Annotated in this window: 16 protein-coding genes; 14 read left to right on the plus strand and 2 right to left on the minus strand. The window is 40.4% G+C overall.

The window, feature by feature from the left end; translation table 11 throughout:
- Positions 1-2: 2 nt before the first annotated feature.
- On the minus strand, positions 3-788 hold the full coding sequence (locus tag A5870_RS02720; RefSeq protein ID WP_005228279.1) for a DeoR/GlpR family DNA-binding transcription regulator: 786 nt from the start codon (positions 786-788) through the stop codon (positions 3-5).
- A 237-nt stretch (positions 789-1,025) separates the two neighbouring features.
- Between A5870_RS02720 and lacG the strand changes: the two genes are divergently transcribed.
- The 5 genes from lacG to A5870_RS02745 all read left to right on the plus strand — a co-directional run bounded on the left by lacG (position 1,026) and on the right by A5870_RS02745 (position 8,234).
- Entirely contained in the window at positions 1,026-2,426 is a 1,401-nt protein-coding gene (lacG, locus tag A5870_RS02725) for a 6-phospho-beta-galactosidase (RefSeq protein ID WP_086291715.1), read from the plus strand.
- Between the two features lie 24 nt (positions 2,427-2,450).
- Entirely contained in the window at positions 2,451-2,768 is a 318-nt protein-coding gene (locus A5870_RS02730; protein WP_010749967.1) for a PTS lactose/cellobiose transporter subunit IIA, read from the plus strand.
- A gap of 12 nt (positions 2,769-2,780) precedes the next feature.
- A complete protein-coding gene (locus A5870_RS02735; protein WP_086291716.1) occupies positions 2,781-4,454 on the plus strand; it encodes a PTS lactose transporter subunit IIBC in 1,674 nt (557 codons plus the stop codon).
- A 15-nt stretch (positions 4,455-4,469) separates the two neighbouring features.
- The gene (locus A5870_RS02740) at positions 4,470-6,101 is read left to right on the plus strand and encodes a glycoside hydrolase family 53 protein (protein WP_086291717.1); all 1,632 of its coding nucleotides are present in this window, start codon (positions 4,470-4,472) and stop codon (positions 6,099-6,101) included.
- 525 nt (positions 6,102-6,626) lie between these two features.
- The gene (locus A5870_RS02745; protein WP_086291718.1) at positions 6,627-8,234 is read left to right on the plus strand and encodes a CTP synthase; all 1,608 of its coding nucleotides are present in this window, start codon (positions 6,627-6,629) and stop codon (positions 8,232-8,234) included.
- Between the two features lie 261 nt (positions 8,235-8,495).
- Here A5870_RS02745 and A5870_RS02755 read toward each other — a convergent pair whose 3' ends face one another.
- Complete coding sequence (locus A5870_RS02755) at positions 8,496-8,951, minus strand: YehR family lipoprotein (protein WP_086291720.1); 456 nt, start codon at positions 8,949-8,951, stop codon at positions 8,496-8,498.
- 368 nt (positions 8,952-9,319) lie between these two features.
- On the opposite strand from A5870_RS02755, the gene A5870_RS02765 reads away from it, so the two are divergent.
- The 9 genes from A5870_RS02765 (at position 9,320) to A5870_RS02805 (ending at position 17,257) form a co-directional block, all read left to right on the plus strand.
- Positions 9,320-10,189, plus strand: a complete 870-nt coding sequence (locus A5870_RS02765; protein WP_005228297.1) for a class II fructose-bisphosphate aldolase — start codon at positions 9,320-9,322, stop codon at positions 10,187-10,189.
- A gap of 173 nt (positions 10,190-10,362) precedes the next feature.
- Positions 10,363-11,622 carry a UDP-N-acetylglucosamine 1-carboxyvinyltransferase gene (locus A5870_RS02770; RefSeq protein WP_060791464.1) on the plus strand — a complete coding sequence of 420 codons (1,260 nt, stop codon included), beginning with the start codon at positions 10,363-10,365 and terminating at the stop codon, positions 11,620-11,622.
- 2 nt (positions 11,623-11,624) lie between these two features.
- Positions 11,625-12,920, plus strand: a complete 1,296-nt coding sequence (rho, locus tag A5870_RS02775; protein WP_005228301.1) for a transcription termination factor Rho — start codon at positions 11,625-11,627, stop codon at positions 12,918-12,920.
- 99 nt (positions 12,921-13,019) lie between these two features.
- Complete coding sequence (locus A5870_RS02780; protein WP_005233979.1) at positions 13,020-13,283, plus strand: type B 50S ribosomal protein L31; 264 nt, start codon at positions 13,020-13,022, stop codon at positions 13,281-13,283.
- Between the two features lie 460 nt (positions 13,284-13,743).
- Positions 13,744-14,160, plus strand: a complete 417-nt coding sequence (locus A5870_RS02785; RefSeq protein WP_086291722.1) for a PTS sugar transporter subunit IIA — start codon at positions 13,744-13,746, stop codon at positions 14,158-14,160.
- Positions 14,157-14,627 (plus strand): PTS sugar transporter subunit IIB, encoded by a 471-nt coding sequence (locus tag A5870_RS02790; protein ID WP_086291723.1) that lies wholly within the window; start codon positions 14,157-14,159, stop codon positions 14,625-14,627. The genes A5870_RS02785 and A5870_RS02790 overlap by 4 nt, the downstream gene beginning before the upstream one ends.
- A gap of 13 nt (positions 14,628-14,640) precedes the next feature.
- On the plus strand, positions 14,641-15,414 hold the full coding sequence (locus tag A5870_RS02795) for a PTS mannose/fructose/sorbose/N-acetylgalactosamine transporter subunit IIC (RefSeq protein ID WP_086291724.1): 774 nt from the start codon (positions 14,641-14,643) through the stop codon (positions 15,412-15,414).
- A 13-nt stretch (positions 15,415-15,427) separates the two neighbouring features.
- The gene (locus A5870_RS02800) at positions 15,428-16,240 is read left to right on the plus strand and encodes a PTS system mannose/fructose/sorbose family transporter subunit IID (protein WP_086291725.1); all 813 of its coding nucleotides are present in this window, start codon (positions 15,428-15,430) and stop codon (positions 16,238-16,240) included.
- A 48-nt stretch (positions 16,241-16,288) separates the two neighbouring features.
- Complete coding sequence (locus tag A5870_RS02805; RefSeq protein WP_086291726.1) at positions 16,289-17,257, plus strand: SIS domain-containing protein; 969 nt, start codon at positions 16,289-16,291, stop codon at positions 17,255-17,257.
- Positions 17,258-17,328: the final 71 nt, after the last annotated feature.

Below are 17,328 nucleotides of genomic sequence, written 5' to 3' on the forward strand. Positions count from 1 at the left end.
AGTTACGCTCCTATAGTGGTATTTTCGGTTGAATCAGCAATTTGCAGATCGACATATTGTGCATAGTGCTCTTGCAGCTCAGGTGATATTTGACGATCCGTAATGAGTAGGTCGAAGTCATGCAAATTATAAAATACATAAAAATCATCTCGGTTGAACTTTTTGTTATCAACGAGCAGATATTTCTTACGGGAATTATTTAATGCGATCTGTTGTGCTTCTCCTTCTTCTGTACTATAAGTAGAAATGGCTTCGTTGTGTACACCGTTTGAACTGATAAATGCTTTCGTAAACTTTAATCTTCTTAAATTGTCGTTAGTGATCGGTCCAACAAATGCACCGGTATTTTTACGGAAATCACCGCCAATTAGCAAAATTTCTGGTCCATCTGCTTGCGCAAGAATATCAAAAACTGGGTAATTATTAGTAATGATTCGGATTTTCTTGTTGAGTAAATGAGTCGCCAAAAGTTCGATTGTTGTACCAGGCCCTAAGAAAATCGTTTCACCTTCTTGGATCAAGGAGGCTGCTGCGGCAGCAATTTCTTTTTTTTCTTGAATCTGCAAAGTGGCTTTTTCGGTGTGAGAAAGTTCTTGATCTAAAGTGTAGGAAAGACTTTGCGCCCCTCCATGGACACGTAGCAGCTTGCCCGATTTTTCTAATTCATCTAAATCTCTGCGAACGGTCATATCAGAAACATCTAATTGATTGATGATTTCATTAACGGTAAGGATTCCTTTTTTATTGACCATTTCTACGATAGTAAACAATCTTTCTTTTTTCAGCATCGTCTTCACCTCTAATTTAAGGATAATCTACCATATAATCGGATAACAGTCAATCTGTTTCAAACAAAAACAAACAATTATTTGCGTGATATATGTTCATTTCAATGGGTTTTATCATTTTTTTTCGATTTTTGTGATTATTTATGTTTGTTTTTGTTGACAAATGTTTTGGATGCGATTACAATTCAATCAGTTAGAAAGTGCGGAAACTGATTATAGATTTGAGGAGAGATGTACATGCTTAAATTACCAGAAGATTTTATTTTTGGTGGAGCCACAGCAGCCTATCAGGTTGAAGGAGCCACTAAGGAGGGCGGCAAAGGTGCTGTTGCTTGGGATGATTTTTTAGAGGAACAGGGTAGATTCAGTCCCGATCCGGCAAGTGATTTTTATCATCAATATGCAAAGGATATTGAATTGTGTGAACGATTTGGTGTGAATGGGCTAAGATTATCCATTGCATGGAGTCGAATTTTTCCTGATGGTGATGGGGAACCAAACCCAGAAGGAATCGCTTTTTATCATCGTGTGTTCGAAGAATGTGCGAAAAGAAACGTAACGCCGTTTGTGACATTGCATCATTTTGATACCCCTAAACGTTTGTTTGACCAGGGAGATTTTTTGAATCGAGAAACAATAGAAGCATTCGTTTCCTATGCCATTTTTTGTTTTCATGAATTCAAAGAAGTGAAAGTGTGGAGTACCTTTAATGAAATCTATCCTGTTGCGACCAATCAATATTTGTTAGGCGTTTTCCCACCAGGAATCAAATATGATTTTACAAAAATCATCGCCTGTCTTCATAATATGATGGTTGCCCATGCACGTGTTGTGAACTATTTCAAAGAAAACGAACTTCAAGGCGAAATCGGTGTCGTTCACTCATTGGAGACGAAATATGCGGCAACAGATGCTCCAGAAGATAAGCATGCAGCCTTTTTAGACGATGCATTGACGATCCGCTTCTTATTAGATGCTACTTATTTAGGCTATTATTCAACTGAAACCTTGACTGCTCTTGATGAGATATGTGAAGCAAATCAGGCCAGCTATCATTTTCCTGAAGAAGATTTCGTTGAATTGAAAAAAGCCTCCACGCGTAATGACTATTTAGGGATCAATCACTACCAATGCCATTTTGTCAAAGCTTACGATGGAGAAAACGCGATCCATCATAATGGCACGGGTGAAAAAGGGACCTCTGTTTATAAAGTGAAGGGGATCGGAGAACGCATTTATAAAGAAGGAATTCCTCGAACAGATTGGGACTGGCTGATTTATCCAGAAGGTCTTTATGACTTGTTGTTGCGAATTAAAAGCGATTACCCGCATTACAACAAAATCTATATCACTGAAAACGGCATGGGGTATAAAGACCAGTTTGAAGATGGCATCATTATGGATCAGCCGAGAATCGACTATTTGAGAGTCTATTTGGAATCCTTAAGCAAGGCGATAACAGCTGGGGTAAATGTGAAGGGATATTTTTTGTGGTCGCTTATGGATCTTTTCTCATGGACAAATGGGTATAACAAAAGGTATGGCTTGTTTTATGTTGATTTTGAAACCCAGAAGCGTTACCCGAAAGAGTCAGCATACTGGTACAAATTAGTTAGTGAAACCAAAACGATTATTTAATAAGTAATAATGGAGGAAGAAAAGATGAATAAAGAGGAATTACAAATGCTTGGTTTTGAGATCGTTGCTTATTCAGGGGACGCTCGCAGTACATTATTGAAATTATTGAAAGAAGTAAGACAAGGGAACTTTGAGCATGTTGATTCAGCACTGAAAGAAGCCGACGAAAATTTAACTCTTGCACACAATTCGCAAACGAAAATTTTAGCGGAAGAAGCATCGGGAAAAGAGATGGAGATGGGATTCATTTTTATTCATGGACAGGACCATTTAATGACCACTTTGTTGCTGAGGGATCTGATTCAAGACTTTATTGCACTGTACAAGCAGAATCAAGGATAGGAGAAGAACGCTATGGATGGAATCATTAAACAAATCGAAAAAGGGAAACCGTTTTTTGAAAAAATCTCACGCAATAGTTATCTGGGAGCCGTTCGTGACGGATTTTTAACAGCGATGCCGGCTATTTTATTCTCAAGCATATTCATTTTGATTGCTGCGGTTCCTGAGATTTTTGGTTACCAATGGCCTGAAGCTGTCTCCACTTGGTTGTGGAAAGTCTATAATTATTCGATGGGGGTTGTAGGGTTACTTGTTTCAGCAACCACTGCTCGCTGCTTGGCTGATTCGATGAATCGCCGCTTACCGAAAAACAAAGTGATCAACACGACTTCTGTGATGCTGGCTTCTGTGGTAAGTTTCCTGTTGTTAAGCGTCTCTCCGATCGAAGGCGGATTTTCAACGGAATACATGGGGACAAAGGGGCTATTGGCGTCCTTTGTCGCTGCATTTTTAACAGTTAATTTATATAAGTTTTGTGTGCTGAAAGACATTACCATTAAGATGCCTAAAGAAGTTCCTGGTACGATTTCGCAAACCTTCCGAGATATTTTTCCTTTCTCTTTTTCAGTATTTGCGGCCGTTTTAATTGATTTAGGTATTCGGCAAATTTTCCAAATCTCATTTGCAGAAGCAATCATTACTGTGCTGCAGCCATTATTCACAGCAGCCGACGGTTATTTAGGAATCGCTATCATCTGGGGAGCGATGGCGCTATTTTGGTTTGTCGGTGTTCATGGACCGTCAATCGTGGAACCAGCAATTGCAGCAATTATCTATGCCAATGTGGAAACCAATCTGCAATTGTTCAATTCCGGTGAGCAAGCTTCAAAAGTACTGACAGTCGGTTTAGGAAATTTTGTAGGAACTATGGGAGGAACTGGGGCCACATTGGTCGTTCCTTTTATCTTCCTACTCTTTGCTAAGTCCAAACAATTGAAGGCAGTCGGGAAAGCTTCCTTTATTCCAGTAAGTTTTGCTGTCAATGAACCATTGTTGTTTGCAGCACCCATGATTTTGAATCCTTATTTTTTCATTCCGTTTTTGTTAACACCAGTTGTAAACGTTTGCTTGTTTAAGTTTTTTGTCGATGTGCTAGGCATGAACAGTTTTATGTACGTTTTACCTTGGGCAACTCCGGCACCGATCGGTCTGGTTCTAGGAACGGGCATGGGGGTGTTAGCCTTTGTTTTAGCAGCGGTTCTAATCGTCGTTGACTTCCTGATCTATCTACCATTTTGTAAAGCATACGATGCTGTTTTAGTAGAGCAAGAAGCACAAAAAGCGGAAGTGATCGCAACCGAGGAAGGTGCTTCTGCCGCTATACCTGAGGAAGTACCTGTGGCAGCGAGCCAAATTATCAGCGATACAAATAAAGAAATCAATGTGTTGGTGCTTTGTGCTGGAGCAGGGACAAGTGCGATGTTAGCTAATGCTTTAAAAGAAGGCGCATCTGAATCGAAAGCACCGATCAGTGCAATGGCGGGTGCTTATGGTTCTCATTACGAAATGCTGCAGGATTTTGATATGGTGGTCTTAGCACCGCAAGTCAATTCTTATTATGATGATATCAAAGAAGATACCGATCGCTTAGGAATCAAGCTGGTTGCGACAAAAGGAGCAGAATATATCGGATTAACGAGAGATCCTGAAAAAGCCGTTCAATTTATTCTGAACCAATTTCAATAAAGGAGGAGCAAATGAATGAAAAAGGGAGCTTGGTTACGTAAAGTCGCTTTATTTACAGCTGTGATAGGGACTTTGGGGGCTGTTTCAAAAACAGTTGAAGCATCTGCCAGCGAATTTATTCGCGGAGCAGATATTTCAATCTTGTCAGATATGGAAAAATCTGGTGCAAAATATTATGAAGATGGTATTTCAAAAGATGCCTTAGAGATTCTAAAAAATAATGGTGTCAACTATGTTCGACTGCGTTTGTGGCAGGATCCTTATAATAGTAACGGAGAAAGTTATGGGGCAGGGACAAATGATCTGGAAACGACGATTGCCCTTGCAAAACGAGCAAAAAATCTTGGACTCAACGTGTTGCTAGATTTCCATTACAGTGATTTTTGGGTTGATCCTGGGAAACAGAATGTTCCTAAAGCGTGGCAAGATCTGACCTTTGAAGAAATGAACACGGCATTGTATGACTATACAAAGAACGTTCTGTCGGAAATGAAGCAGCTAGACGTTTATCCTGATATGGTTCAGATCGGCAATGAACTGAATAGTGGAATGCTCTGGCCTTATGGCAAGTCTTGGGGAGAAGACGGGGGTGAGTTTGATCGATTGACTACTTTTTTGAAGTCCGGTGTCCAAGCTGTTCGAGACACTCAACCTAAAACAACTCCAGTAATGCTCCACTTAGCTGATGGTGGCGATACAGGAGCATTTACTTGGTGGTTTGATGAAATCACCAGTCGGGGTGTGTCATTTGATTTAATTGGAGTATCGTATTATCCGTATTGGCACGGTTCAATGAATGAACTTCAAACCAATATGAATACGATCAGCCAACGGTATGGCAAAGAAGTGATCGTAGTTGAAACAGCTTATGGGCATACAACAGCGAATGCCGATACTATGCCAAATGCTTTTGGCGAAGCCGAAGCAACGGCGGGGGGATATGAACCAACACCGACAGGACAAGCAGAGTATTTGCTGGATCTAGCCGATCGTATTCAAGCGGTGCCGAATGATCGCGGGGCGGGCTTCTTTTACTGGGAACCTCTTTGGTACAACGGAAACGTGAGTTGGGCAACACAAGCAGGTATGAATTATCTCGGTGTTCAATCCACTATGGGAAACGAATGGGACAACCAGGCGCTGTTTGATTTTGCTGGAAACGCCTTGCCAAGCTTGCGTGCGTTTAAACAAGCAGGGGCGCAAACAAATCTGGTTAAAAATGCAAGTTTCGAGAGCGATGGACCAACGACTAGTCCTTCCGATTGGCAAACGTGGTTTCAACAAGGAACAGCTGAAGGTACGATCAAAACGGAAGCTGGGACTTTTTTTGGAGACTACAAATTAACTTTTTGGCAGGACCAAGCTTACGAGGCATCAGCTTATCAAAATGTTAGTGGTATAAGCAATGGTACTTACACATTAAGTGCCTATGTAATGTCTGGGGGAGAGTTTGATACCAATCAGTTATATGTCAAAAATTATGGTGGAGCGGAACTAAATACTGCGGTTGTTAAAACAAGTGAATGGACAAAAATTACAATCGAAGACATTCCAATTACAACAGGTGCTTGTGAAATCGGGGTTTACAGCAAGGCTTCAGGAAATGCTTGGACGAACGTTGATTTTGTTTCATTGGTGAAACAATAATCTAAGGATTACTACCATTGATTCTCAGAGCCCTCTTTCAACCGCATCACTAGCGTAGAAGGCAGGAATCGAACCTGCACCTCGTCTTTGCCAAAAATAACCAGAAATACGTTCCGATCATTTTTACCAAAACGAGTAAAGCGCCAGACTTCATCTACACTTTGTATTATGCCAAAGAGAGTTCAACGATTTCGTAAGAAGCAATGAAAAAATTGCAAAAAGTTGTGCAGAAAACATGAAGGTTGTTTAAGAAAGAGTAACCTTAGAATGCCGGCGTGAAAAAGGAGGAACCAGCTGCATTGAAGCGTGAAGCGCTTCGTTTGGAAACCTCCGTTTTTTCTGAAAAAATCAGATAAAGTTTTCTTGACATTTGCTAGGTGAGAATGTATCATTCTGTTTGGGCACTCTTTACAAGAGTCAGAAAGTGATTTAGAATTTTCGCTCCCTATTCATTTATGGATAGGGAGCTTTTCTTATTTTCTAAATGCTTTTCCTGTAAAATAGATTAAAGGAGTTTTTCAGTTTATGACAAAATATATTTTTGTAACCGGCGGTGTGGTTTCTTCTATTGGTAAAGGGATCGTAGCAGCATCATTAGGACGTCTGTTGAAAAATCGCGGCTTGAAAGTAACCATTCAAAAATTCGATCCGTACATCAACGTCGATCCAGGAACGATGAGCCCATACCAACATGGTGAAGTATTCGTAACCGATGATGGAGCAGAGACCGACTTAGACTTAGGTCACTATGAACGCTTTATCGATATCAATTTGAACAAATACTCAAATGTAACAACTGGAAAAATCTATTCAGAAGTTTTGCGGAAAGAGCGTAAAGGAGAATACTTAGGCGCGACTGTTCAAGTGATCCCGCACATTACCAACGAGATCAAAGAAAAAATCATGCGGGCAGCCAAAATGACTGATTCAGATGTGATCATCACAGAAGTCGGCGGTACAGTAGGGGATATTGAATCATTGCCGTTTCTAGAAGCTTTGCGTCAAATGAAAGCAGACGTAGGTTCAGACAATGTGATGTACATCCACACGACGCTGATTCCTTATTTGAAAGCAGCGGGCGAAATGAAAACCAAACCGACCCAACACAGTGTGAAGGAACTGCGCGGCTTAGGGATTCAACCAAATATCTTGGTCGTTCGGACAGAACAACCCGTAGGACAATCAACAAAAAACAAATTGGCACAATTCTGTGATGTGGCACCAGAAGCCGTGATCGAATCTCGTGACGTTGAGACCCTTTATTCGATCCCATTGGCACTGCAAGCGCAAGGCATGGATCAAATCGTGTGTGATCATTTGAAACTGACCGCACCAGTTGCTGACATGACTGAATGGCAAGCATTGGAAGAAAAGGTGCTGAATTTGAAGAAAAAAGTACGCATCGCATTAGTCGGAAAATATGTGGAATTGCCAGATGCTTATCTATCAGTTGTCGAAGCCTTGAAACATTCTGGTTTTGCCTTTGATGCAGACATCGAGATCGATTGGATCAAAGCCCAAGAAATCACACGGGAAAATGTGGAGTCTTACTTAGGTGAAGTAGACGGGATCCTTGTTCCTGGTGGATTTGGTGATCGTGGGATTGAAGGGAAAATCGAAGCGATCCGTTATGCTCGGGAAAATGATGTGCCATTCTTAGGGATTTGTCTAGGGATGCAAATGGCTTGTGTGGAATATGCCCGCAATGTCGTTGGCTTGGAAAATGCCAACTCCGCAGAAACGGATCCTGAAACAGCCAATAACATCATTGACTTGATGGCTGACCAAGAAAACATCGAAAACTTAGGTGGAACATTGCGTTTAGGCTTGTATCCATGTAAAGTGAAAAAAGGCACCAAAACAGCTGCAGCTTATGATGGGGAGGAAGTTGTTCAAGAACGTCACCGTCATCGTTATGAATTTAATAACAAATACCGTGAAATCTTTGAAGCAAATGGTATGGTCTTCTCAGGTGTGTCACCAGACAATCGTTTGGTTGAGATCGTTGAGATTCCAGAAAACAAATTCTTCGTGGGTTGCCAATTCCACCCAGAATTGATTTCTCGTCCAACACGCCCACAACGCTTGATCAAAGCATTTGTTGGTGCTTCATTAGACAACCATCAAGCGTAATAATCGCTAGCCGCAAACCAAAAAATGAATGTGCGAAACTCCTCATCTCAAGATGGGGAGTTTTTTGAGTTGCGCGATCCCAGTAATCCGTAAAAGGTTGACACTTGCGTGAGCGTTGGTGGAAATCATCTGTTTCTGCATACAAAAAACTTCCGTCAAAACGACCGGAAGTTTCAGGCTGATGCATTATTTTTTTCGCTAACAGTTCGAATGAAATCCGCCAGCGGAAACGCGTGTTGATTTGCTGGTGCCTAGAGAGGATTATTCTTTTAATTTATACCCTTGATCCAAGAGCATTTCCTCTGTACGTTCCATGCTGATCCCATTTTCGGTATTTCCTTCAAAACTAACCCCAGGCAATTGTTTTGCTGAATCATAATCCAACTCGTCGTAATTGATCTTCAAGGATTCAGTCGCTTCACTATCTGTATAGTCGAGGGAATAGTCCAACCCTTTGACTTGCTGATACTGTTCTGCGATCGGATCAAGTACCGTCTGTGCTTCTTCTTTGGTCGTTACCCCAATTGCTGAATAAGGCATGACATTGTTCGCAGTCTGAGTTTTTACTTTATCGCCTTCATAAGTGAAGACCAGTTCCATCGAAACCCCATTTTGATTCATTGTGAATGTTTTGGTTTCTTCTTTGGCCCCCGAGCTGCAACTTGCCAAGAAAAGAACCCCGATGACTGCCAAAAATCCAATAAGCGCTTTTTTCATTTTATCCCTCCTTTTTTACATAATAATATAGCCGCTTTCACAAGGCTATTCTTATGCTCAGAGGAGAAGAAGGAAGGATTTACTGGAAAATTATGATAAAATGACGAAAAAATATGTGAAATTTTTCTCGAATTTTCACATGCTGATTTGTTATCTAACGACCGCTTATAGGAGAGCAAAACCTTACAGAATCGTAGACTTTCAGAAAAGATGATGAAAATGCTGGATTTTTATATTTGTGCAATCTTTTTTTGAAAAGAGAAATTCCTCTTTTTAGTAGCAAATACCGCAAATCTTTGCTAAAATAGCATTGTCGGTTAAGCATTGCTTAACAAATAAAGTTTTTCAAAACTTAGGAGGAATTTTTTATGCCAGTAGTATCAGGAGCTGAATTCTTAAAAGCTGCTCGTCAAGGCGGATATGCAGTCGGCGGATTCAACACAAACAACTTAGAATGGACACAAGCGATTTTAAAAGCTGCTGAAGCGAAAAAAGCGCCAGTTCTAATCCAAACTTCAATGGGTGCTGCCAAATATATGGGCGGATACAAAGTTGCTAAAGACATCGTTACAAACTTGGTTGATTCAATGAACATCACTGTTCCAGTTGCAATCCACTTAGACCACGGTGATTATGATGCAGCAATGGAATGTATCGAAGTTGGTTACACTTCTGTTATGTTTGATGGCTCTCACTTACCATTTGAAGAAAACTTGAAATTGGCTAAAGAAGTTGTCGAAAAAGCACACGCAAAAGGCGTTTCTGTTGAGTGTGAAGTTGGTTCAATCGGCGGAGAAGAAGATGGAATCATCGGTTCTGGCGAATTAGCTGACATCGAAGAATGTAAACAAATGGTTGCAACTGGTATTGATTACCTAGCTTGCGGAATTGGTAACATTCACGGTCAATACCCTGAAAACTGGAAAGGCCTTGCTTTTGACCACTTACAAGCAATCGCTGATGCAGTAGGTTCTGATGTACCATTAGTATTACACGGTGGTTCTGGTATTCCTCAAGACCAAATCGAAAAAGCAATCTCAATGGGTGTTTCTAAAGTAAACGTAAATACTGAATTCCAATTATCATTTGCTAAAGCAACTCGTGAATACATCGAAGCTGGCAAAGATAAAGAAGGTAAAGGATTCGACCCTCGTAAATTATTAGCACCAGGTGTTGCTGCAATCGTTAAAGATGCAGAAGAACACATCGACTGGTTCGGTTCAGCTGGTAAAGCTTAATCTTAATCAAAGATCAAAACTCTTAGAATCACTGATTCTAAGAGTTTTTTTGTTTTCCAAGAAAATATTCTTGATGCGGGGATCAAAAATATCCTGCATCTTTTTTCTTTGAGGGATCTGTGCTAAAATTGGAATGATACACATAAATTAAAAAAGAGTATAGGTGGAATTCCATGAAAAAAATTGTCATCAACGGCAATCGACCCTTAAAAGGTGAAGTCACCATTAGCGGCGCAAAAAACAGTGCAGTCGCATTGATCCCGGCAGCGATCTTAGCTGATTCACCGGTCATTTTAGAAGGAGTGCCTGACATCCAAGATGTGCACTCATTAATTGAGATTATCGAAATCATGGGTGTGAAGACCCATTTTGAAAACAATACGCTTGAGATCGATCCGACAAACATCGTTTCGATCCCGATGCCTAACGGAAAAATCAATAGTCTACGAGCTTCTTACTATTTCATGGGGGCATTGTTGGCGAAGTTTGGTGAAGGCGTCGTTGGATTGCCTGGCGGCTGCTTCTTAGGCCCGCGACCCATCGATCTGCATATTAAAGGCTTCGAAGCACTTGGCGCAAAAGTCACCAATGAACATGGTGCTATGTATTTGCGTACCGAAGAAGAAGGCTTGACTGGCGAACGGATCTTCCTAGATATGGTCTCCATCGGAGCAACCATCAATGTGATGCTGGCAGCAGTAAAAGCCAAAGGCAAAACGATCATTGAAAATGCCGCACGGGAACCTGAGATCATTGATGTTGCCACCCTTTTAAATAATATGGGAGCGAAAATCAGAGGTGCAGGTACCAATGAAATTCGTATCGAAGGCGTGGAAGAATTGCACGGTTGTCGTCATTCCATCATTCCAGATCGGATCGAAGCAGGAACCTACCTTTCTTTAGCCGCAGCAGCGGGGGAAGGCATTACTGTCAAAAATGTGATTTATGAGCATCTAGAAAGCTACATTGCGAAATTGGAAGAAATCGGCGTGCGAATGGATATTAGTGAAGATGAAATCTATGTGCATCCCTCAAAAGACTTGAAACCAGCGACTGTGAAAACTTATCCTTATCCAGGATTTGCCACAGACCTGCAACAGCCGATCACACCATTATTGCTAAAAGCAAAAGGAACGTCGGAAATCATGGACACGATTTACGCCAAACGGGTCAACCATATTCCTGAATTAGCACGAATGGGCGCACAAGCAACGACAGAAGGCAACATGATTTTTGTCAGCGGACCAAGCCAATTGCACGGAGCAGAAGTTGTCGCTTCTGATTTACGAGCAGGAGCTTGCCTTGTCATTGCCGGATTGATGGCGACTGGCACGACCAGCGTCTTTAATGTCGAGTACATTTTGCGCGGCTATGATCATATCATCGAAAAACTAACGGCTCTTGGAGCTGATATTCAAATGATAGAGGAGTAATTATGAGCGATTATCTTACGATGGCAGAGTTGGAAAACAAAACCTTAAAAGAAATCTACACCTTTGCCAAAGAGTTTCGAATTCCTTATTACAGCCAAATGAATAAAAAAGAATTGTCATTGGCTGTGATACGGGCGCAGGCGGAAAAACAAGGCTTCTTTTATATGGAAGGAATCTTGGATATCGTAGGCCAAGAAGGCTACGGTTTTTTACGCCCAATCAACTACGGACCGAGTGCAGAAGATATCTATATTTCTTCGTCACAGATTCGTCGGTTTAGTTTGCGTAATGGCGATAAAGTCGCCGGTAAGGCGCGCCCGCCCAAGGAATCTGAGCGCTATTATGGATTGATGCACGTTGAGTCTGTTAATGGCAAAGATCCAGAAGATGCCAAAGAGCGTCCGCATTTTCCAGCGTTGACGCCGCTTTATCCGAATCGTCATTTAAAATTAGAAACAACGTCAGGACGCCTTTCTACTCGGATGATCGACATGCTGTCGCCAGTGGGTTTTGGACAACGGGGACTGATCGTTGCTCCGCCTAAAGCTGGGAAAACCAGTATATTGAAAGAAATTGCCAATGGGATCACTGACAACTATCCTGAGGTGGAATTGATCGTTCTTTTGATCGACGAGCGCCCAGAAGAAGTGACTGATCTGGAACGCAGTGTCAAAGGCGATGTTGTTTCTTCAACCTTTGACCTGCAGCCTAGCAATCATACCCGTGTCTCTGAATTGGTACTAGAACGGGCGATGCGTTTGGTAGAAGACAAGCGTGATGTCGTGATTCTGATGGATAGTATCACTCGTTTGGCAAGAGCCTACAACTTAGTGGTACCTCCAAGCGGACGTACACTAAGTGGCGGGATCGATCCAGCTGCTTTGTACAAACCAAAGAAATTTTTTGGTGCTGCCCGTAATATTGAAGAAGGCGGCAGTTTGACGATTCTTGCCACAGCACTGGTGGATACCGGCAGCCGCATGGATGATGTCATCTATGAAGAGTTTAAAGGAACCGGCAATATGGAGCTGCAGCTTTCTCGCAGCTTAGCAGAACGTCGGATCTTCCCTGCGATCGACATCAAGAAATCTGGTACTCGTAAAGAGGAATTGCTGATGAGCAGTGAACAATTGGAAGAAACTTGGCGCTTGCGCAACAACATGTTAGGGGATTCCTTAGAGTTCACAGAACAATTCATTCAATTCTTGCGCAAAACGAAGAACAATGAAGAGTTTTTAGCGGCTTTTCATGATGTCCATTTCGGAGACAAGCGGCAAAAAAGAAATATAAAAAGATAATTGCATCTAAAAACCAAACATGGTAAGATAGTCATGTTGTAAAATCGACAAATCAACTCTGGTGAAGCAAATGAGCCAGGGCAAAGGAGAGAAGAAGAAATGAAACAAGATATCCATCCAGATTATCATCCAGTTGTATTCATGGACTCAACTACTGGTTTCAAATTCTTATCAGGTTCTACAAAGAATTCTCAAGAAACTGTTGAGTGGGAAGACGGCAACACGTATCCATTGATCCGTGTCGAAGTAACTTCTGATTCACATCCATTCTACACTGGACGTCAAAAATTCACACAAGCAGACGGACGTGTGGACCGTTTCAACAAAAAATACGGTCTCAAAGACACAAACGCTGCAGAATAATTTTAGACAAAAACAAAATAAATGTTGTTGCAACATTATTAAGAGCCTTCCTTATCAAAGGAAGGCTCTTTTTTTGCTGTTAAGCAGCTTTTCAATTTAGGTAGGAGTAAGACCCATAAAAATTAAAGATTTTATTGATCGATCCATTAAAGAACTAATAATTCTTGTAGAAAACCAAACATATCTGCAAAAGCGCTATTTTGAACATAACAGCTGCTAGTAGAAAAATTTTTTTTATTTTACCAGAGGAGCAAATCGCTCGTAGAAGCAATAAAAATCCTATAATCTTCAATCGTTGTTCCTATTCGTTAAGTCTAAAAGGATTCGGCCACACTTTATCCAACACTTTCACTAGTCATACAAAAGTGTTGAGAAAAATTAAAGAAATCAAGTGATACCAATGCTTTTTAAGTTGGCATACTCTTTGCTAATAAAAAGTGAAAGGATAGGAGGAATGGAAATGGTAACAATAATTCTTGTCAGCCATGGGGAATTATCTCAAGGATTAAAACAAACAGCCACGATGATCATAGGAGATAGTATTCCTATTTATGCTTTGTCTGCATTTAGAGACGAGGATGAACCTGTTTTAAAGCAAATAAACAGAATGCTTAGGGAGACAGATACAAACAATACGTATATATTAACAGACATTTTAGGGGGGAGTGTTAATAATGACATGATGACGATTATAAAAGAACACCCAGAGATACAACTGATTACAGGAATGAATTTACCGCTGGTTATTTCTTTAGCAACGCATTGCGGACCGATTAATGAAAATGATTTAAGTAATATTATCCTAGAGAGCCAAAACTCTCTCGTGGATTGTAAGAAATTATTGGTAGGATTAACCGCCGAAGGAGATGAACTATGATTAAGTTAGTACGTATTGATCACCGATTATTGCATGGACAAGTTGTTTTTTCTTGGAGTAAATCACTGAATATTAACCGAATCATTGTAGCCAATACTGAAGCTGCAAAAGATGATTTCAAGAAAATGTCTTTAAATCTATCTAAGCCGACAGGGGTAAAATTACATATTTTTTCTGTGGCGGAGCTATTAGAAAAAATACCCAAAATTGAGACTTTGAATGAGAATATTATGCTGATTTTTGGGAACACAAAGGAGGTAAGAAAATTTTGTGAAGCATATCCAAAAATAAAAGAAATCAACTATGGGGGGATTATAAAAAAAACAGGTTCCAAACAATTCAGCAATGCAGTCTTTTTAAACGAAGAAGAAATTGCTGATGCGAAATGTTTAAAAGAGCAGGGAATCGCTCAATTTATACAACAGGTTCCAACCTCTAAGAAAGAGGATTTAAACACAATGATATAAAGGGGGAAGGAAGATGATCATCCAATCAATTGCTTTAGGTTTAATTGGTGTTTTTTGTATTTTAGATTCAAGACTGCTGGGAAGAATGAATTTTGAACGGCCGCTTATTGTAAGTACACTGGTTGGTTTGGTTTTGGGGGATTTAGAAAAAGGATTAATGGTTGGTGCTTCATTGGAGTTAATGTCCTTGGGTATCGTCAATATCGGTGCAGCAGCACCGCCGGATATGAACATGGCATCGATCATTGCGACTTCTTTTGCTATTTTGTCCAATGCCAATGCTGAAACAGCCTTAACCATTGCGATTCCAATCTCTGTTTTAGGACAGATGTTAGGCATTCTGATGCGTACGATTTTGTCAAATTTGACACACGTTGCAGATAAATTTATCGAGAGAAGCGAATATCAAAAAGCAAGGAGAATTCACATATTGTATGGGACAGCCCTCTATAGCTTAATGTACTTTCTTCCGATTTTTCTAGCAATCTATTTTGGAACGAACTTGGTATCACAAATCGTGGAAGCTATCCCGGAATGGTTAACGAACGGGCTTACTGTCGCAAGTAAAATTTTACCAGCATTTGGTTTTGCGTTACTGTTGCAAACAATGTTAACCAAAAAACTTGTTCCCTTTTTATTACTGGGCTTTTTGATTACTGCCTATTCTAATTTAAGTGTGACTGGTGTAGCTGCTTTTGCTTGTATTACCGCTTTTGTAATGATTCAAATTCATAGTAAAGAGACTGGCAACAGTCATGGAGAACCTGATCCATTAGATGAATTATAAGGAGGGAAACTTAATGAAGAAAAAAGATCAGAACGCTTGGAAATACCGGCAATTTTTATGGCGATCTTGGGCCATTCAATCCTCTTGGAATTATGAACGTCAAATGAATATGGGCTTCATGTATGGAATCGCCCCCATACTAGATGAGATATACAAAGAGTCGAAAGACGATGCTTTGAAAAAAGAGGCGTATGAACGGCATATGAGATATTACAACTGCACCCCCCAAACGAGTGCTTTTGTATTGGGATTAGCTGCATCCATGGAAGAACAGTATCACGAAGATCATGAAAACTTTAATCCTGAATCAATTACCGCTGTGAAAACATCTCTAATGGGACCACTGTCAGGCATAGGGGATTCATTCTTTCAAGGAACTATCCGAGTGTTAGCTTTTGGTTTGGGAATCAATTTAGCTCAACAAGGCAGTATTTTGGGCCCCATTTTAGCAATGATTATTTCATTTGTACCTTCTTTCTTAGTTACTTATTATGGTGGGAAAATCGGCTATACCATGGGAAATAAGTATCTAGCCAAACTTTATCAAGAAGGGTTGATGGATAAAGTAATGTATGTATGTTCGATCGTCGGTTTGATGGTAATTGGCTCGATGATCGCCAGTATGATCGGCATTACGACGCCTATTCAGATGAATGATGCGTTTGTTTTACAAGAAGTGTTAGACAATATCATGCCGCAGCTTCTTCCATTAGGTCTGACATTTCTCATGTATTGGTTGTTGCAAAAGAAAGTCAAAACTGGCTGGATGTTGACAATTTGTCTAGCTGGCGGCATTGTGCTGAGCTTGTTAGGTATATTGCAATAGGAATGAACCAGAAACTTTGGTTAAAAAATAAATAAGGAGGAATTCAAAATGCTGAATTCAAAAGAAATTATTAAAGAAATTGCTGCTAAGAAAGAAGTGAAATCGATCGTGTTTGTAGGATGCGGGGCATCCAAGGCAGATCTATACCCTGCGAAATATTTTTTAGAGCAAAATGCCAAAACATTACGTATTAGTCATTATACAGCCAATGAGTTCAATCATGCAACGCCAGTATCTGTTGATGATACGACTATCGTTATCTCTGCTTCTTTAGGCGGTACCACACCAGAAACCGTTGAAGCAAATGCAGTTGCTAAAGAAAAAGGGGCAACGGTGATTAGCCTAACACAAAGTGTGGATTCGCCTTTGACAAAAGATGCCGACTATGTGATTTATCATCGCTTCGGCGAAAACTATGCAGCAAAATTAGAAAAAACAGGTTACTGTTTAGAGTTGGCAGTAGAGATTTTACACCAAATTGAAGGGTATGCCCATTATCAAAAGATGGAAAAAAGTTTTGCGAAAATTTATGACTTGGTACAAACCAGTGCTGAATCTGCTCGCAAAGATGCAAAGAAATTTGCTCAAAGATTCAAAGATGAGGAAGTTATTTATGTGATGAGCAGTGGAGCAACACTAGAAACAGCCTATTCTACATCGATTTGTTTATTGATGGAAATGCAATGGATCCATTCAGGAACTTTTCATTCCGGTGAATTCTTCCATGGTCCCTTTGAGATTGTGGATAAAAATATTCCATTTATCCTATTGATGAATGATGGAAAAACGAGAAGCATTGATGCAAGAGCGCTGGCCTTCCTTGAACGTTTTGACACAAAAACCGAAGTGATAGATGCTTTGGATTATGGATTATCTGCACACATTGAGAAAGAAGTTGTAGATTATTTTAATCCATTCGTTATCACGGCTGTGTTTAGAGTATATGCAGAAGAGTTGGCTGCAGCAAGACAGCATCCACTAACGAAAAGACGATACATGTGGAAATTGTCTTATTAATAGATAAAGAAGTGATAACAAGGTTGGCTTATAGTTTTTAAGCCAACCTATTCCCTTAATTAGACGTTTTT

This window comes from Enterococcus sp. 2G9_DIV0600, assembly GCF_002140615.1.
GTDB lineage: Bacteria > Bacillota > Bacilli > Lactobacillales > Enterococcaceae > Enterococcus_D > Enterococcus_D innesii.